General features: G+C 37.8%; 16 protein-coding genes, 1 tRNA gene and 1 other RNA gene. 15 read left to right on the plus strand and 3 right to left on the minus strand.

Annotated features, from left to right (window positions below):
* Nucleotides 1–99 precede the first annotated feature (99 nt).
* A complete protein-coding gene (locus tag HMPREF0634_RS03655) occupies nucleotides 100–486 on the minus strand; it encodes an ATP-binding cassette domain-containing protein (RefSeq protein ID WP_007789143.1) in 387 nt (128 codons plus the stop codon).
* A gap of 6 nt (nucleotides 487–492) precedes the next feature.
* Between HMPREF0634_RS03655 and HMPREF0634_RS03660 the strand changes: the two genes are divergently transcribed.
* Entirely contained in the window at nucleotides 493–1,140 is a 648-nt protein-coding gene (locus HMPREF0634_RS03660; protein ID WP_007789151.1) for a Na+/H+ antiporter NhaC family protein, read from the plus strand.
* Between the two features lie 399 nt (nucleotides 1,141–1,539).
* Here HMPREF0634_RS03660 and nhaC read toward each other — a convergent pair whose 3' ends face one another.
* A complete protein-coding gene (nhaC, locus tag HMPREF0634_RS03665) occupies nucleotides 1,540–2,931 on the minus strand; it encodes a Na+/H+ antiporter NhaC (RefSeq protein WP_007789146.1) in 1,392 nt (463 codons plus the stop codon).
* A 681-nt stretch (nucleotides 2,932–3,612) separates the two neighbouring features.
* On the opposite strand from nhaC, the gene HMPREF0634_RS03670 reads away from it, so the two are divergent.
* The 13 genes from HMPREF0634_RS03670 (at nucleotide 3,613) to HMPREF0634_RS09765 (ending at nucleotide 14,743) form a co-directional block, all read left to right on the plus strand.
* Nucleotides 3,613–4,941, plus strand: coding sequence for a Na+/H+ antiporter NhaC family protein (locus HMPREF0634_RS03670; protein ID WP_007789139.1), 1,329 nt, complete (start codon nucleotides 3,613–3,615; stop codon nucleotides 4,939–4,941).
* A gap of 22 nt (nucleotides 4,942–4,963) precedes the next feature.
* On the plus strand, nucleotides 4,964–5,719 hold the full coding sequence (locus tag HMPREF0634_RS03675; RefSeq protein ID WP_007789137.1) for a glycosyltransferase family 2 protein: 756 nt from the start codon (nucleotides 4,964–4,966) through the stop codon (nucleotides 5,717–5,719).
* A 72-nt stretch (nucleotides 5,720–5,791) separates the two neighbouring features.
* Entirely contained in the window at nucleotides 5,792–7,492 is a 1,701-nt protein-coding gene (locus HMPREF0634_RS03680) for a hypothetical protein (protein WP_040565720.1), read from the plus strand.
* Between the two features lie 186 nt (nucleotides 7,493–7,678).
* Nucleotides 7,679–8,446: a hypothetical protein gene (locus HMPREF0634_RS03685; protein WP_040565721.1), complete on the plus strand. Its 768-nt coding sequence runs from the start codon at nucleotides 7,679–7,681 to the stop codon at nucleotides 8,444–8,446.
* A gap of 112 nt (nucleotides 8,447–8,558) precedes the next feature.
* Complete coding sequence (locus HMPREF0634_RS03690; RefSeq protein WP_123795809.1) at nucleotides 8,559–9,113, plus strand: hypothetical protein; 555 nt, start codon at nucleotides 8,559–8,561, stop codon at nucleotides 9,111–9,113.
* A 655-nt stretch (nucleotides 9,114–9,768) separates the two neighbouring features.
* Entirely contained in the window at nucleotides 9,769–10,410 is a 642-nt protein-coding gene (locus HMPREF0634_RS03700) for an ABC transporter ATP-binding protein (protein ID WP_007789147.1), read from the plus strand.
* Nucleotides 10,411–10,415: 5 nt separating this feature from the next.
* A complete protein-coding gene (locus tag HMPREF0634_RS03705; RefSeq protein ID WP_040565724.1) occupies nucleotides 10,416–10,991 on the plus strand; it encodes a hypothetical protein in 576 nt (191 codons plus the stop codon).
* A 247-nt stretch (nucleotides 10,992–11,238) separates the two neighbouring features.
* Nucleotides 11,239–11,503, plus strand: an RNA gene (ffs, locus tag HMPREF0634_RS09500) — signal recognition particle sRNA large type.
* Between the two features lie 59 nt (nucleotides 11,504–11,562).
* A complete protein-coding gene (gene dnaX / locus HMPREF0634_RS03710; RefSeq protein ID WP_007789142.1) occupies nucleotides 11,563–13,245 on the plus strand; it encodes a DNA polymerase III subunit gamma/tau in 1,683 nt (560 codons plus the stop codon).
* A 56-nt stretch (nucleotides 13,246–13,301) separates the two neighbouring features.
* The gene (locus tag HMPREF0634_RS03715; protein ID WP_007789140.1) at nucleotides 13,302–13,646 is read left to right on the plus strand and encodes a YbaB/EbfC family nucleoid-associated protein; all 345 of its coding nucleotides are present in this window, start codon (nucleotides 13,302–13,304) and stop codon (nucleotides 13,644–13,646) included.
* Between the two features lie 35 nt (nucleotides 13,647–13,681).
* A complete protein-coding gene (recR, locus tag HMPREF0634_RS03720; RefSeq protein WP_007789149.1) occupies nucleotides 13,682–14,281 on the plus strand; it encodes a recombination mediator RecR in 600 nt (199 codons plus the stop codon).
* Nucleotides 14,278–14,553 (plus strand): hypothetical protein, encoded by a 276-nt coding sequence (locus tag HMPREF0634_RS03725; protein WP_243440507.1) that lies wholly within the window; start codon nucleotides 14,278–14,280, stop codon nucleotides 14,551–14,553. The genes recR and HMPREF0634_RS03725 overlap by 4 nt, the downstream gene beginning before the upstream one ends.
* 22 nt (nucleotides 14,554–14,575) lie before the next feature.
* Nucleotides 14,576–14,743, plus strand: coding sequence for a hypothetical protein (locus HMPREF0634_RS09765; RefSeq protein ID WP_007789135.1), 168 nt, complete (start codon nucleotides 14,576–14,578; stop codon nucleotides 14,741–14,743).
* A 100-nt stretch (nucleotides 14,744–14,843) separates the two neighbouring features.
* Here the strand turns inward: HMPREF0634_RS09765 and HMPREF0634_RS03730 are convergent, their stop codons facing one another.
* Entirely contained in the window at nucleotides 14,844–16,157 is a 1,314-nt protein-coding gene (locus HMPREF0634_RS03730) for an MGDG synthase family glycosyltransferase (RefSeq protein WP_007789145.1), read from the minus strand.
* A gap of 311 nt (nucleotides 16,158–16,468) precedes the next feature.
* Between HMPREF0634_RS03730 and HMPREF0634_RS03735 the strand changes: the two genes are divergently transcribed.
* Nucleotides 16,469–16,540 (plus strand) — tRNA-Glu (locus HMPREF0634_RS03735).
* Nucleotides 16,541–16,548: the final 8 nt, after the last annotated feature.

Genomic DNA, 16,548 nt, shown 5'->3' on the forward strand with positions numbered 1-16,548 from the left:
GTGGCAGCATCCATAGCAAACTTATAGCTATGGATGTTGCCTTTTTGTATCTTATACCTTTCCATTAGCATTATCCTTGTCCTGAAATTCCTAAAGCTCCTATTCATTGTAATATAACTTTTTGTATTGATCTGAGTGTCTTAATAAATTATCATGATTTCCCTTATCTATGACCTTACCATCTTTTAGGACGTAAATATTATCTACATCCCTGATTGTAGATAACCTATGAGCAATTATAACTACAATTTTATTGTTCAAATATCCTTTTAAATTTTTTATAATATTGCTTTGTGATATGTTATCTAGTGCTGATGTAGCTTCATCCAAAACAATAATATCACTATCATTAAGTATTGTCCTAGCAATTGCAATCCTCTGTTTTTGACCTCCAGATATTTTAACTCCCCTTTCACCAATTTTCGTATTTATACCCTCCTTTAAACTAGATATGTACTCGCTTAGACCTACCTTGTCACAAATCAACTATTCTTGCTAGCAGGTGCATTTTCAACAGTTTCCAAGCAGATGGGCGGAGTTGATTCTGTCGTAAATCTTGGTATGTCAGTATTGCCACCCCAGTATATAACTGTGGGTATCTTTATAATTTCATGTTTTATAGCCATATCTACGGGAATATCTGTAGGTACAGTAGTTGCAGTTGCACCAATAGCTATTGGTTTTGCCCAGGCAGCGGGTATCAGTGAGGCCATGGTAATCGGTGCCACTATCAGTGGTGGTATTATCCTTTCTGGTATCATAGGTATCAGTGATGGCTCATTTACAGCCCTGGTATTTAGCCAACAGATATTTGAAGGATTCAAGGGTATGCTAGATATCTTCCTACTATCTATGTTTACGGGTGGTCTGGCCTATATGGTTGAGCGAGAAGGTGGTATAAACTGGATTATCAAGCAGGTTAGGAAGATTATCAAGGGTAAGAAGTCTGCGGAACTTGGTATCAGTGCCATGGTGTCACTAACAGACTTGGCTACTGCAAACAATACAGTTGCCATCCTAATAAACGGTCCAATTGCCAAGGAAATAAGTGAAGAGTATGGTATAGAGCCAAAGAGGGCAGCCTCTCTTCTAGATATATTTTCTTGTGTATTCCAGGGCTTGATTCCCTATGGTGCCTAGGTCTTATTTGCCTGTGCAAGTATAAAGGGACTAAATAGTCCCTTTGAAGTGGTATACCTAACTTGGTATCCGCTAGTATTGGCTGCTTTTGCCCTATTGTCTATTTATGTACCTTATGTAGAGAGGGTTTCAGCCGTATTTAAAAAGACTAATTAATGGATGAGGGGGGTGCGTGTATTTGAAAAGTTTGAGAAGGTCCATACTGATAATACCTGCTTATAACCCTCCCTTTTATTTTGTCTAATGTGTAAAGACACTCTTGGAAGATGACTTTGAATATGTCCAGGTGCCAGCTGATAGGCTGGCACCTGGATGCATACATATAGAGAAAGGATAAGAGAACTTTAACGGTAGGAAGGTCCTGGGGACAAACTAAAAAATGGGGTCTTATTTATAGTCCTAAGGAAGGACGTCTGACCTGGTCATAGTAAGGCCAGTAAGTCCAACAACGACTGTAAGTATAAGGCTGGTGTAGCAAAAAATGGCAAAGGGAAGGTAGGCTAGGGTAGCCACTCCTAGCATGCTGGTAGAAAAGGCACCACAAACTCCCCAGGGTACAAGGGGATTTATGACAGTTCCAGAGTCCTCAAGAGTCCTGGACAGATTTTTTGGATGTAGGCCCAATTGGTCGTATATAGGCTTAAAGGTCCTACCTGCTAAGAGGATACTAAGGTATTGCTCGCCCACTATCAGGTTAACACCCAGGGCAGTCGCGACTACACATGTGCTGACACGAGAGGGACTATCCAATACTTGGTTCAAGCTGTTTAGGATGCTTGGTATGATACCTAGGCCAAATAAAAGGCCTCCGAGGCTTAGGGCCAAGATTACAATAGTCATGGTGAAGAACATACTGCTGATACCGCCACGGCTCACCAGGGACCCTATATCTTGACTAAGACCATCCATAGAAAAGCCATCAAAGAAAAATTTGGCTAGTTGGCCCATACTATATGAAGAGTGGAGCTTGCTAATCAAGAGACTAGCTAGGCTGGTGTATATAAGGGTCAAGACGGCAGGTATCCTCCTAATTGAAAGCAGGATTAGGACACCAAAGGCTAGCAGTGAGTAAGGGTGAACTAGGCCAGTAGCTAAAATAGAGGAACGAAAGCTTTCTATCCCATCTAAAGAAGCTGCTTCTTGTCCTAGGGACATAAGGGTAAAGGCTATTGCAGACACTATAAAGGCTGGAATGGTCGTATACATCATATTTTTAATGTGGTCAAATAAGTCAATCCCTACTATACTGGCAGCTATACCTGTGGTATCGGATAGGGGAGACATCTTGTCGCCAAAAAAGGCACCGGATACAATAGCACCAGCTGTAATTGCAGGGTTAAGACCAAAGGCATTTGAAACACTCATAAGGGCAACTCCTAGAGTTGCTACAGTTGTCAAGCTTGATCCTATAGCAATACCAATTATTGCAGTAGCCAAGAAGCTTGATAGGTAAAAGGTCTTAGATGAAATAATATCCAGGCCAAAGTAGATAAGACTGGGTATGGCACCAGATATCATAAGAGCAGTAACCAATATACCTATAAAGAAAAAAAGGTAAATAGCCCCCATGCTGGTATGAACTGACTCAGCCATACTGTCCTGCATCTTGTCAAATGATATGCCCCTGGCACGTCCATAGACTATGAGGCAAATGAGAGCAAGTAGGATAGGGATATGGGGAACCATATCCCTTATGGCTATCATTGGAAAGCCTAGGATAAAAAATACTATTAAGATGCTAATGACAGCTTCCTTTTTACTTGGTTTTCGATGTTGTAGTAAATTAAACATAAATATATCTCCTTGTTTTAAATAGAATATTTGCGTTTTTTATTTTTTGTCGACAAATGAAAATAAAAAAACTCCTTACTAGTTTGCACTGTAAGGAGTCGTAAAAAACAAACACATCATTAGAGGCTCCTTGACAAATGCAAATAGAGCCACTAAATCTAATGTGACTCTCTAATAAGTATAATAATAGAAAAGGTTGGCAGAATTATTTTCTATATTTTTGTTTGTAATAGTATTTTTTGATATTTTCATAATGCTTCTCCTTTTCTATATTTTTTATTAATTCTATCATTAAAAAAATGCAATGTCAACAAAAAGTTTAAGATATTTTCATATAGTTAAAAGCACCCATGGCCAGGTTAGTTAAAGCTAAAATAATGTAATGTGATAAGACATATGTTACACTTTCGAGATGTTTTTTCACAATAGCAGGATGTATTTTTAAAATACTGTTATACTCTACAACTTCATTTGGGCTTTATATAAATCATGTTCATATGTTGATAAAAATACCACTCAAATAGTGAATATAAAAGCTAGAAATGAATAATTAAGATCCTCTAGTATCATAGAATATAGGAAAACGATAACAATTATTGTGGCAAGTAGGTGACTTATAGCCGGTTTTATTGTATACTGATATATATATAATAATAAAAATTTTTAAGGAGGAAGTCATATATGAAGAATGACAAGGTTAGTGCCAAAGCCTTAATCCCCTTCTTGGTCTTTGTAGGCGTATACCTAATTACTGGTATAGTCCTAAATGCCCAGGGGACGGAGTTGGCCTTTTACCAATTGCCATCACCAGTGGCAGCAATAATCGGTATTATAGTTGCATTTATAATGTTTAAGGGGTCTATTGAAGAAAAGTTCGATAGCCTAATTAAGGGCTGTGGTAATGAAAATATAATCATCATGTGTATAATATTCTTGCTGGCAGGAGCCTTTTCAACAGTATCCAAGCAGATGGGCGGTGTTGATTCTGTCGTAAATCTTGGTATGTCAGTATTGCCACCCCAGTATATAACTGTAGGTATCTTTATAATTTCATGTTTTATAGCCATATCTACGGGAACATCTGTAGGTACAGTAGTTGCGGTTGCCCCAATAGCTATTGGTTTTGCCCAGGCAGCAGGTATCAGTGAGGCCATGGTAATCGGAGCCACTATCAGTGGTGGTATGTTCGGTGACAACCTGTCTATCATATCTGATACTACTATAGCAGCGACTAGGACCCAGGGGGTAGAGATGAAGGACAAGTTCAAGGCTAACTTTATTATAGCCCTACCAGCGGCCATAGTTACAATAGTCCTGCTATTAATCTTTGCTAGGCCGGAAACTATACCTACTGTCAAATCTTATGAATACAACATCATCAAGGTTATACCATATATATTCGTTCTTGTATCTGCTATTTGGGGTATGAACGTTTTTGTTGTCTTGACAGGTGGTATCATACTATCTGGTATCATAGGCATCAGTGATGGCTCATTTACAGCCCTGGTATTCAGCCAGCAGATATTTGAAGGATTCAAGGGTATGCTAGATATCTTCCTACTATCTATGTTTACGAGTGGTCTGGCCTATATGGTTGAGCGAGAAGGTGGTATAAACTGGATTATCAAGCAGGTTAGGAAGATTATCAAGGGTAAGAAGTCTGCGGAACTTGGTATCAGTGCCATGGTGTCACTAACAGACTTGGCTACTGCAAACAATACGGTTGCCATTTTGATAAATGGTCCAATTGCCAAGGAAATAAGTGAAGAGTATGGTATAGAGCCAAAGAGGGCAGCCTCTCTTCTAGATATATTCTCTTGTGTATTCCAGGGCTTGATTCCCTATGGTGCCCAGGTCTTATTTGCCTGTGCAAGTATAAAGGGACTAAATAGTCCCTTTGAAGTGGTATACCTAACTTGGTATCCGCTAGTATTGGCTGCTTTTGCCCTATTGTCTATTTATGTACCTTATGTAGAGAGGGTTTCAGTCGTATTTAAAAAGACTAATTAATGGATGAGGGGGGTGCGTGTATTTGAAAAGTTTGAGAAGGACCATACTTATAATACCTGCTTATAACCCTCCCTTTTATTTTGTTGACTATGTAAAAGAACTGGTGGAAAATGGCTTTGAATATATCTTGGTGGTTGATGATGGTAGTAGAGATGAAAGTCAAAAAATCTTTGAAGCCATAAAAAGCTTGGGAGGGCCCGGACTAGAGGTCTTGGTCCATGATAAAAACATGGGTAAGGGCAGGGCCTTAAAGGATGCCTTTAAGTGGGTCTTGGACAAGCAAGATATTCTGGGGCCTCATCTAGGGGTCTTGTGTCTTGACTCAGATGGTCAACACCTGGTAGAAGATGTGGTCAAACTTGATAAGGTCATGACTGCCGACCACTCATGGGATAGGGGTCTTTTTGAATCTACAATATACCTTGGCAGGCGAAACTTTGATGAAGCCTGTGTACCTTTTAGGAATAGGTATGGCAATAAGTTTACCAGGTATATTTTCAGGCTCCTATTTGGTGTCAAGGTAGGTGATAGCCAAACAGGTATGAGGGGACTTCCACTAGGAGCCCTATCAGATTTTAAGGACCTGGATGGCGATAGGTTTGAGTATGAGATGAACATGTTGATAGAGGCTTCTAGACTAGCCTATAGGATAAAAGAGGTAGATATAAAAACCCATTATGTAAGGGATAATTCGGAGAGCCACTTTAGGGTTTTTGTAGATTCCTTTAAAATTTATAGGCTTATATTTAGGAAATTTTTTGCTAAGTTTTTTAATTAAAACTTCTTTCTCTATGAGGTCCTGCTTGTTAGGACCTTATTTTTATAAAGGTATTTTTGGAGGTGAAGAGACTTGGAAGGTATAAGGATACTGTATCCATTTTTGCACTTATTTTTAATACTTGCCTGCCTAATTGGATATGCCTGTTTTCTAGAGGTTAAATTAGGTTTGGATGCCCAGTTTGGTCCTATAAGTGCCATTTCTTTTATATCAGTAGGCCTTATATTCTTTGGCTATATGGGACTACTTTTTCCAGGTATATATATCATGTATATTATAGGGATGGGGCTTTTTGTCTTTTGTCTTTTGGCCTATCCGAAAATATATAAGAAAAATCTCTATATCTATGGACTGGCTGGATTTGTTATGCTGGTATATACAGGCCTATTTTTGAAATCAAATGTAGGCGATTATGATGCCTTCTCTCACTGGGGTCTGGCAGTTAGGTTGATGCAGACTTCCAGGGCCCTGCCATCTGCCATGGATAAGTGTATCAGTTTTAGCGACTATCCACTAGCCATGCCTATTTTCTGCCTTTTTAACAGTGGCAGGACCCTATACCAGGAGAATCTCTACCAGCAGGCCCACGCCCTTGTCCTGGTATTTTCTATCCTACCAATCTTGGACCCTACTAGGGAAAAATCAGGAAATACATGGCTTAAGAACATATTTATGGAGATAGTATTTATATTTACTGTGGCAGTGGTTGAAGTGGCCAATGTAAGGACCTTTACCATGTATATAGACAGCATTTTGGCTACAGTTGCCTTTACCCTATCCTATATGGTCTACTACTATAGGAAAGATGTCAGGAGGGTTTGGTTACCCTTTCTTCTGATGGGGTCATTTTTAATAAGCATCAAGCATAGTGGACTTATATTTTTGATCTTTTCTATGATTCTCCTAATTTTCTTTATGATAAAGGAAAAAAAGGCCAGTATAGGTCTATTAATAGGTCTACTAGTACCCTTTATAGTCCAACAGGCTTGGATCCTCCACCACAAGAGAACCTTTGTAGTTGAAGAGGCCTCAAAACATTCCATATCCTTTGCAAGATATTCGGAGGTCTTGGCAGACAAGGGTAAGGGTAATATAGATATGATAGTCAATATGTTTATAGAAAAAAATACCAACGATATTTACTGGTACCTGCTAATAATCTTGTTTGGCCTGGGGTTGATAGCCCTTTTGGTTACCGGAAAGAGGGTATGGCTTTCCTTGACGGCTCTGTCACTTTTTGGATTTTTGACATCCCTGGCCTACCAGGTGGGCAACCTGTGTATGTATCTATATTCAATGCCCCTATATGAAGCGAGAAGGTTGGCCAGCTATGATAGGTACTTTAATAGTATGAAGATATATATTGGCCTATTGGTTCTGGCCTGGTTTATTAGCCTATATAGGAATAATAAGTTTTATATAGGTTTGAGCATGGCTATTTTAGTGGCTATTTGTATTTTTGATAATGCCAGACTGGGACAGGCCCTGGTGCCGGCTGATAGGCTGGCCCATGATGTAGACATGTATAGGTATAAGGAAGTAATTGAGCATAAGATAGGTGACAACGACCTGGCCTATCCAGCAACTACCTACAACAAGCATGTGACAGTCTATACCAAAAACGGTTATGACTACAAGACCTACTTGGTATGTAAATATATACTATTGACAGATGATATTAAAATCAAGAAGTACGATAAGAATAACTTTGCTGATAGGAAGGCCCTGGCAACCAGCCTTAGAAATGAGGGCCTAGTTATAGTACTGAGGTAGGATGTCTGGCACCTAGTCATAGTAGGTATGGTAAGTCCAAGAATAACTATAAGTATAAGGAATATGATAGCAAGCAAAATAGGAAAATTTGAATACGTTGACATTTAATATAAATAATTATACAATAAAGATAATCAATAATATATTAAGAAAGGTTTTATGTTATGAATAGCGGAGGTTGAAAATATGATAAGAGGCGTGATTAAGCGAAGCATATATAATAAAAATTTCATTTTGTTACTCTTATTTAGTATTGTATTGGGAATAGAATTCCTATTTAAGGCCGGCAGTTACAGAAATTTTGGGATATGTGCCTTTGTAATTACAGGTCCAGATACCTATAAATCAGAAATGTCATTCTTATACTATATTTTTAATCCTTTATTTATCTCGATAGTGGCTTCAAAGGCATTTTATGAGGATATGAATAGTGGTCTTTATGAGTGCCTAATAAATAGAGAGGGTGGAAGAAAAAAATACTTTCAAAAAATGTATATTTCTTCCTTGATAATGGGAGGTATAGTTTCTATACTTCCTATTTTAATAGTTGCAGTATTTTTGATGATGAATGTGCCATATATACCAAGTGATTTCTTTGTACTCGTAAAAAAGGCAAATCTATTTACTGTTTTTGTCAATTCTAGTCCTACAATTTATATATTCTTATCAATGATTCCATTTTTCATTTATGGTTGTATGATAAGTGCAATTACATTGGTGTCCAAAGTGTATATAAATAGTAATAAAAATATTGAGCTGATGATACCATTTCTGATAACAGTGTTTATAGAATTTTGTGGTACATTTTTTTATGATATAAAGCTATTTCATATAATGAATTACTTCAATGCAAGTTTGGAGAGTATTCTTGGGATCATAGCTTTTATTTTGTGTCCGTTGGTGGTCTTGACTTTTTTGTATAATAGGAGAGTAATAAAAGATGATATATTTTAAGAAAAAGGAACTTCTACTAACGTCAATTATACATATAGTTATGGTGAGTCTCATATTATGGTACTATTACAAATCAGACTATGCATTTTCACTGCAAGAGACTAACACAAATATGAAAGATTTACTTGTAAATACGATATATCAAATTAGAGATAAGAGCATAATGTTTTCTCTTATGTTTCTAATATATATACTTTATCCTGGTAGAAGGCTCGGTATTATAAATCCTGAACTGATATCTAGGATATCGAGAGAAAACATCTATGAAGATATATTAAAAAAATTAAAATGGTTGACATTGATATTTTTGCTAATCAATGTGGCGGTCATTTTATTGTTTACAAGATTGGTTTTGATCGATAGGACCTTTCTAGATATAGCAGATCTCGTTTTACCTAGTGTACTTACGATTTTCTTTTCATCATATTTATCTGGTTTAGTATATTTTTGCTTGAACAATATTTTTAAAAATAAAATAATGTCAGCAGGTGGAGTAATAGGAGCTAATTTTTTGTATGTGATTATACGCACAGGGACACTTATAAACAATATCGAGAGCTGGCCTGTTTTTCAAATGATAAATATTGGTATAATAGTGTGTATTTTTTTGATATTTATATTGGAAAGTATGCTCAAGAAACTTGTATTTGAAAAGGAGATACTATAGTGGGGGGCAAATTGCGAGTAAAATTTGATTTTTCTATTTTTATAGCTTCGTTACTATTTTTGATGATTGTCTTATACAGTACGAGTAGCTATAGTTTTAATAGGAGTGTAAATGATGTATATTATTTAGATTATGGCGGGAGTTTTTTCTTAAGAATCAGGGCGAATGTTTTTATAGCCAGTTTGATCTTTTTAAATATACTGATTAGTCATTGCATGCAAAAGAGAACTATTGACTCAGGAAATATATACAAGTATGTTAGAAACAGGAATATAGGAAGATATTATTCTAAACATATTTCATATATTCTTGCATATTCACTTTTGTTTGTGGCAGTAATAAATGGCATATTGTTTTTATGTATAGGAACTATAGATTTAGGGAGAGGCCTCTTATCCATGGTATGTTTATTATTATTCATTTCCATGATAAATATGCTAATCAGCATAATGATAACATGCAGGATTAACGACAATTACTGCATTGGCCTTCCATTTCTTATATCCATGTCCATAAATTCGGAAGTATTTTCTGGAATATTTTCCCAAGAATTTGTAGAAGTAAAAGTACTCGTATATTGCCTAGTCTGTCTAGTAATGCTTGTAATTTTAGTCTTGATAAATAGGGTGGTTCTTGGCAGAAGGGAGTTTTATTGATGAAGTATATAGAAGTGAATAACTATACCAAAATAATAAAAGGAATGACTGTTTTGGATAATATTAATTTGACACTGGAAAAGGGTAGCCTTTCCCTGATAGTTGGTGGCAATGGTTCTGGAAAAACAATGCTGTTGCGTGCACTTTCCGGATTGATATTCCCGACGAGTGGAGAAATTTTGATAGATGGCAAAAAGCTGATATTTAACGAGAAATTTCCTGTAGATATTGGGATTTGTATTGAACAAAATGGTATGCAATCGAATATTTCTGGTTTTGAAAACCTTGCTTACCTGGCCAATATAAATAAAATAATAGACAAGGAAGAAATATTAAGATACATGAAATTATTTGATATCTATAAGTATAAGGATATGAAGTTCAAAAAATACTCTCTTGGAATGAAGAAGAAATTGGCCCTTATTCAGGCCGTGATGGAAAATCAAGACCTGATGATTTTTGACGAACCCTTGAACGGATTAGATGAAAAGAGTATTGATGTGTTTGTCAAACTTTTGGAGGAGGAAAAAGCCAAAGGCAAGACAATAATAATTGCCACCCATAAACAAAATATATTTGAAAATATCCTTGATAGGGTGTTTGAAATGTACAATGGTAGATTAAAAAGGATAGATGGGTAATTGTTATGAGAAAGTTAAAAAAATATTTGATAATAATCATGGCTGCGGTGGCTATATTAGTATATGGGTGTAGGGTGTACAGCGTCAATAAGGAATACAGAAACAAGTACTTGGTCGAAGATGTATTAGTAAGAAACAATTCAGTTGTACAAATTTCAAAATATAAATGTTTGGTTAGCGAGGCAAGTCTCTATGAGGCCAAGGCCATGAAAAAATTTGTTGAAGATAATAAAAACAAGTTTGCACTTTTAAATCCAAGTGAATACGATGAGGATTTTAATGTAGCCGGCATTTTATATGTCAAAATAAGAGGGGTAGAGGATTTAAAGTCCAAATTAGTCTTGAAAGTGGGGCAAATAGCAAAAGAATCTCCAATAAGCAGGTCGGGTGAGTTTTGCTATGAATTGACCGGACAAGAAGTAGCTACTTTAAAGGAGAAAGGCGTAATGCTTGGAGACTATGCCTACTTATTTAGCACTAGAGATGATTTAGGTAAGAAGAATAGTTATTTCGGATTTTATGATGGTAATAAAAGATTTATTTTTAAATTGGATCCAGACTTCATATGCGAAGTAAGATGAATGTAAGAATAGTGACTATGAATGTACAAACTGCTTCACTTTAATTAGTTTAATTGAATAAGAGATTAAGCCTAACATGAAAATAAAACATTGAATATTTATCTCGCATATGGTATCATTAGTTATGTCTTGGCTAATGTAAGCCAAGCACTTAAAATTTACAAAGGTAAGTTTCATCTTAATGGTTAACGAGATTTAAATGTAGATATGTTAATCAATAATTAAATTAATTTTGGTTATAATTTTGCTGTACTAGACGGGGAGTTAGCGGTGCCCTGTAACTCGCAATCCGCTTTAGCGAGGTTGAATTCCATCCAGAGGCAAGCTGCCTGTAATGCAGTCTTGTGCAAGTAGTGTTGATGCATGGGTCCCAAGCAATGGAAGCCCATGAATTCCGTCAGATTCGGAAGAAAGCAGCGGTAAGTGGTCACTTTCATGTGACTTGGGGACGCCTGTGCGGAGCCAACTACACGAGCAACGGTTGTAGGTACTTGTCGAAGGATGGTGTACAGTTTAAACATATAAATTTACAATCCCATTAATGGGGTTGTTATTTTTTTGGAGGGACATTATGCACAAGGCCTTGTATAGGGAGTATAGACCACTAGTATTTGATGATGTAATCGGTCAAGACCATATCATCAGGACTCTCAAAAATCAAATAAAAGAAAATAGCATGAGTCATGCCTACCTATTCTGTGGGACTAGGGGGACCGGTAAGACTACTACGGCCAAGATCCTATCTAGGGCTGTAAACTGTCAGCTTAGTGACCAAGATCATCCTTGTAACCAGTGTCCAAGCTGCCAGTCTATACTGGATTCATCAAACCTAGATGTAATAGAGATAGATGCAGCATCCAACAACAGTGTAGATGATATTAGGGAATTGAGGGATACTGTCAAGTATACACCGGCCAATTCCAAGTATAAGGTATATATAATAGATGAGGTTCACATGCTGTCACAGGGGGCCTTCAATGCCCTTTTAAAGACCCTGGAGGAGCCACCTTCATATGTAATCTTTATACTGGCAACTACGGAGCCCAACAAGATACCGGCTACTATCCTGTCCAGGTGTCAGAGGTTTGACTTCAAGAGGGTATCTGTGGGAGACCTAATAGATAGGATGAAACTCATATGCCAGAGTGAGTCTATAGATATAGATGAAGATGCCCTTAGGATAATAGCTAGAAATGGCCAGGGGTCAGTCAGGGATGCACTGAGTATCTTAGACAAGTGCCTATCCTTTGGTGGTAATATCTTGACTGGGGACCAGGTCTTAGAACTCCTAGGAGGTTCAGACCCGGACCAGCTATTGAAAATGGCCAAGTCTATAATGGATTCAGACGTATGTAAGTCTATGGAGATGATAGATGACTACTTTATGTGGGGCAAGGACCTAAGGCTCCTAGTAGATGATATTACGGATTTTTTCAGGTCACTTATGATGGTCAAGATTTTTGGTCAGGCAAGCGACCTGGTGGATTTGACCAGGGACCTGGCCCAGGCTATGACGGCCTTGGCCAAGGACATAGATACAGAAGAAATCATTAGGATACTGACTATCCTGTCAGACCTATCTGAAAAGCTGAGATTTTCTACAAACCAGAGGATGACCCTGGAAATATATATAATGAAGCTGGCATCGCCAGCTATGGACCAGTCAGACCAAGCTCTAGCAAAGAGGCTAGAAAAGATAGAAAAGCTAGTTGAGGATGGCAGGATAAGTATAAATACCAACCTATCACTAGACCAGGTCAACCAGCTTGCCCTGGCCCAGTCAGTCAACCAGCTACCAGGACAGGTAGATCCTGGCCAGGACCAAGTGATAAAGTCAAGCCTGGACAGGGGTGATAATTTTGATATAATAGACGATGAAGACCTGGTTTTGATCAATCAAAATTGGGACAAGTTCTTGGATCAGATGAAGGCTGATAAGAAGATGCCTCTAAGGGCCTTTTTAATACAAAAGCATGGTCTAAGATATAAAAATGGCATACTCTATATAATATTGGAAGACAAGTTTGAGTTTGCTATAGAGAGGTTGGAAGAAGAGGCCAACAAGGCCTATATACAGGATACCTTATCCAGGATATGTGGTCTAAAGATTGACCTGAGGTTTATCAAGTTGACTGATATGAAAAATATGAATTTTGACCAGGAAGACCCAGTAGAAGATGAAAAGAGCCCAGAAGAGGCCTTGCTCCAGGATGTCCTGGGTGATACCCTAGAGATAAAGGATGATAAGGCTTAGGACAAATAATAAGCTGAATATAAATGAAAAAAAGTATAAATTAGGAGGAAATGATAATGGCTAAAAAAGGTGGATTTGGCGGAGGAATGCCAGGTGGAATGAATATGAATAACCTGTTGAAGCAGGCTCAGAAGATGCAGGCTGACATGCAGAAGGCCCAGGAAGAACTAGAGGCCAAGGAATTAGAAGCATCTGTAGGTGGTGGAGCAGTAGTTGTAAAGGTAAACGGCAAGAAGGAAGTAGTAGCAATCAATATCAAGCCTGAAGTAGTAGACCCAGACGATATAGAAATGCTGGAAGACCTAGTGATGAGTGCTGTAAACCAGGCCATGAGAGAGATAGATGAGTTACAAAAGTCTCAGATGGGCAAGCTAACAGGTGGTATGAACCTACCTTTCTAGTTTGCTAGTTAGGATATAGAAGGTGATAGAAGAGTATGGAGAATTATAGCGAGCCGATTGACAGGCTCATAAATGAATTTTCAAAGCTACCAGGCATAGGCAGGAAGACAGCCCAGAGGTTGGCCTTTCACGTGATAAATATGGATATAAAGGATGTAACAGGCCTATCCAAGGCCCTGGTAGATGTGAAAAATGAAATAAAGTATTGCAGTGTATGCTGCAATATTTCTGATACAGAGGTCTGTCCTATATGTGCCAACAGTCATAGGGACCCGTCTACCATATGTGTAGTTGAGGACCCAAGGGATGTGGCAGCCATGGAAAGGACTAAGGACTACAGCGGTCGTTACCATGTCCTAAATGGGGTTATTTCACCCATGGATGGAATTGGGCCTGATATGCTAAATATTAAGGAGCTAATTTCAAGGCTGGGCGATGGCAGTGTAAAGGAAATAATAATGGCGACTAATCCAACTATAGAGGGGGAGGCAACTGCCATGTATATTTCTAGGCTAGTAAAGCCAATGGGGATCAAGGTTACCAGGATAGCTCATGGTCTACCAGTAGGTGGTGACCTAGAGTATGCTGATGATGTGACGATTTCCAAGGCCCTAGAGGGAAGAAGAGAGATATGATGGACCTAGACCAAGAATTGGAGATAGCCCAGGCCTGTTTGGACCAATATAGTTTGGACCTGAAGAGGGTTGAAAATATGGCTAATGAATATGATGAAAACAAGGCCCTTGGTCTGGTAGTAAAGAAGAGACACAACCAGACTAGGGCAAAAAAATCAGGTAGGACTTCCAGATATAAGAGGGTCAATGATACCAGTGTATTTAGGAATAATGCCAGAAACTTTCAATATGATTATGAAGAGGACTACTATGAGCCTCATAGTAAAAAGTAGTTAAACTTTAGGGGGTAGAAGAATGCCAGATATTAAGGTTGTGATTTTAGCATGTAGTATATTAATAATAGCTGTAAACAAGCTTGTTCCTCAAGACCACCCTTCCTATAAGGTCATAACTTATGTGGTGCGTGGGATAATACTGGTTTTATTTGCGATATTTATCTACAGCAGGTTTCTAAAGAACTAGTAGGCTATCATGTATAAAAGTGTATATTGAAGTTTTTAGATTTAGTAAAAATAATAGCGTTGACAGGGAAAATAAATTCTCTTTCAACGCTATTTCATATTTATAAGGAGTATGTCGACCAGGCCTTAACGATAATGCTCTTACTGATCATCATACTGTTTTCTATCTTGGTCAATAGGTTCTGCTTCAAGTGTATAGATTGGTAGTCGACATTTGACCTATCAAATATATCTAGGGCTAGGTCAGCTATATTTTCAGCAGAGTTTAGCTTTTTAATCAGCCTGATATTGTCCTTCATCCTTTCAAGCCTTTCAGGGTTGTCAAGTAAGACCTTTATAACAGACTTGATAGAGAACTTTTTAGTAGTCCTAATGGCAACACCACAGTTGGTCAAGAAGTCTAGGTTTTCACCCTCCTGACCAGGTATAAAGTATGGTATGACCATAGGGACATCCTTTAAAAGGGCCTCTGTAGTAGTCAGGCCACCAGGCTTGGTAATCAGGATGTCTATGGCTGGAAGAATATCATTCATATTATTGGTAAAACCGACTATCTTTATGTTTGTCTTGCAATCATAGTATTTTATCTTATTTTCTAGAGAGTTTTTTAGGTGGGCATTCCTACCTGTGATTACTAATACCTGGAAGGACCTATCTATCTGACAGATATCCTCAAGAGTTCCCTTGATATTACCTGCCCCAAAGCTACCACCCATCAGAAGTATAGTCTTCTTTTGAGGGTCTAGGCCTAATTCCTCAAGGACTAGGTCCCTAGGCCTGTTTTCCAGGAAGGATTTCTCTACAGGTATACCGAAAGGCATAACCCTGGCTTCTTCAATACCATCTTCTATAAGAAGTTCTTTCACATATTCATCCCCACATATATAGTAGTCTATTTCATTCTGCAGGTAGGCTGAATGGGCTGTGTAGTCAGTCAAGACGGATATAAGTGGCGGAAAGTTGTACTTTTCTTCATTTGTCTTGGCTACAAACTCTGAAAAATCATCCTCTAGGTCTTCACCCCTGGCCCCCTTCTTCAACCTACTAAGGGCTACTAGTGGAAAGGCGTGGGTACCTATTATTAGGTCAGGTTCTTCCTCCAAGATAAGTTTCCTAAATTTCCTTGCAAGTATTAAGGCAATTGGGTTGCTCTTAAATTCATTTATGGCAAAAAACTTCCTGTCAGACAACTTGTACATACCGCCATATGCTGATGGTGTATACTTGGCTGACATTTCATAACCATCTGATATCAGCTTGTCCATGGCAGTACTTACCAGCTTAAAACTATCTATAATCTTGCATTCTATATTATGACCCTGGTAGGTCCTTTTTTCTAGTTCTTCAATAATGGCCCTTGCAGCCCTATTGTGGCCTCCACCTGTGGAAGCGGTCATTATTAATACTTTTTTCATATTAATACCCCCTTAATTACATAAAGATTATAGACCAAAATAGGAGGAAGTAAAAGTACTTTAACGGAAATATAATATATTCTTAAGACAATCTTTATAATTTTAAATTAGGGTAGGTTTTTTACAAAAAATAAAATATAGACATTCGTATCTATTAAAAGTGTATTGAAAAGTGCTTTTAGGAAAAAACTATAAGGATGCAAATTTTTCTTGAAAAAGCTATTGACTTTTAAGGGTAACTTTGATATTATAATACTTGTTCAAAACAAGTAGTGATTGAAACAAGCCTTGACTAGGCGAGGTCGGTATACGGCTCATTGGTCAAGTGGTTAAGACTCCGCCCTCTCACGGCGGCAACAGGGGTTCGAATCCCCTATGAGTCATAATTATA

The organism is Peptostreptococcus stomatis DSM 17678 (assembly GCF_000147675.1).
In the GTDB taxonomy this organism is placed as follows: domain Bacteria; phylum Bacillota; class Clostridia; order Peptostreptococcales; family Peptostreptococcaceae; genus Peptostreptococcus; species Peptostreptococcus stomatis.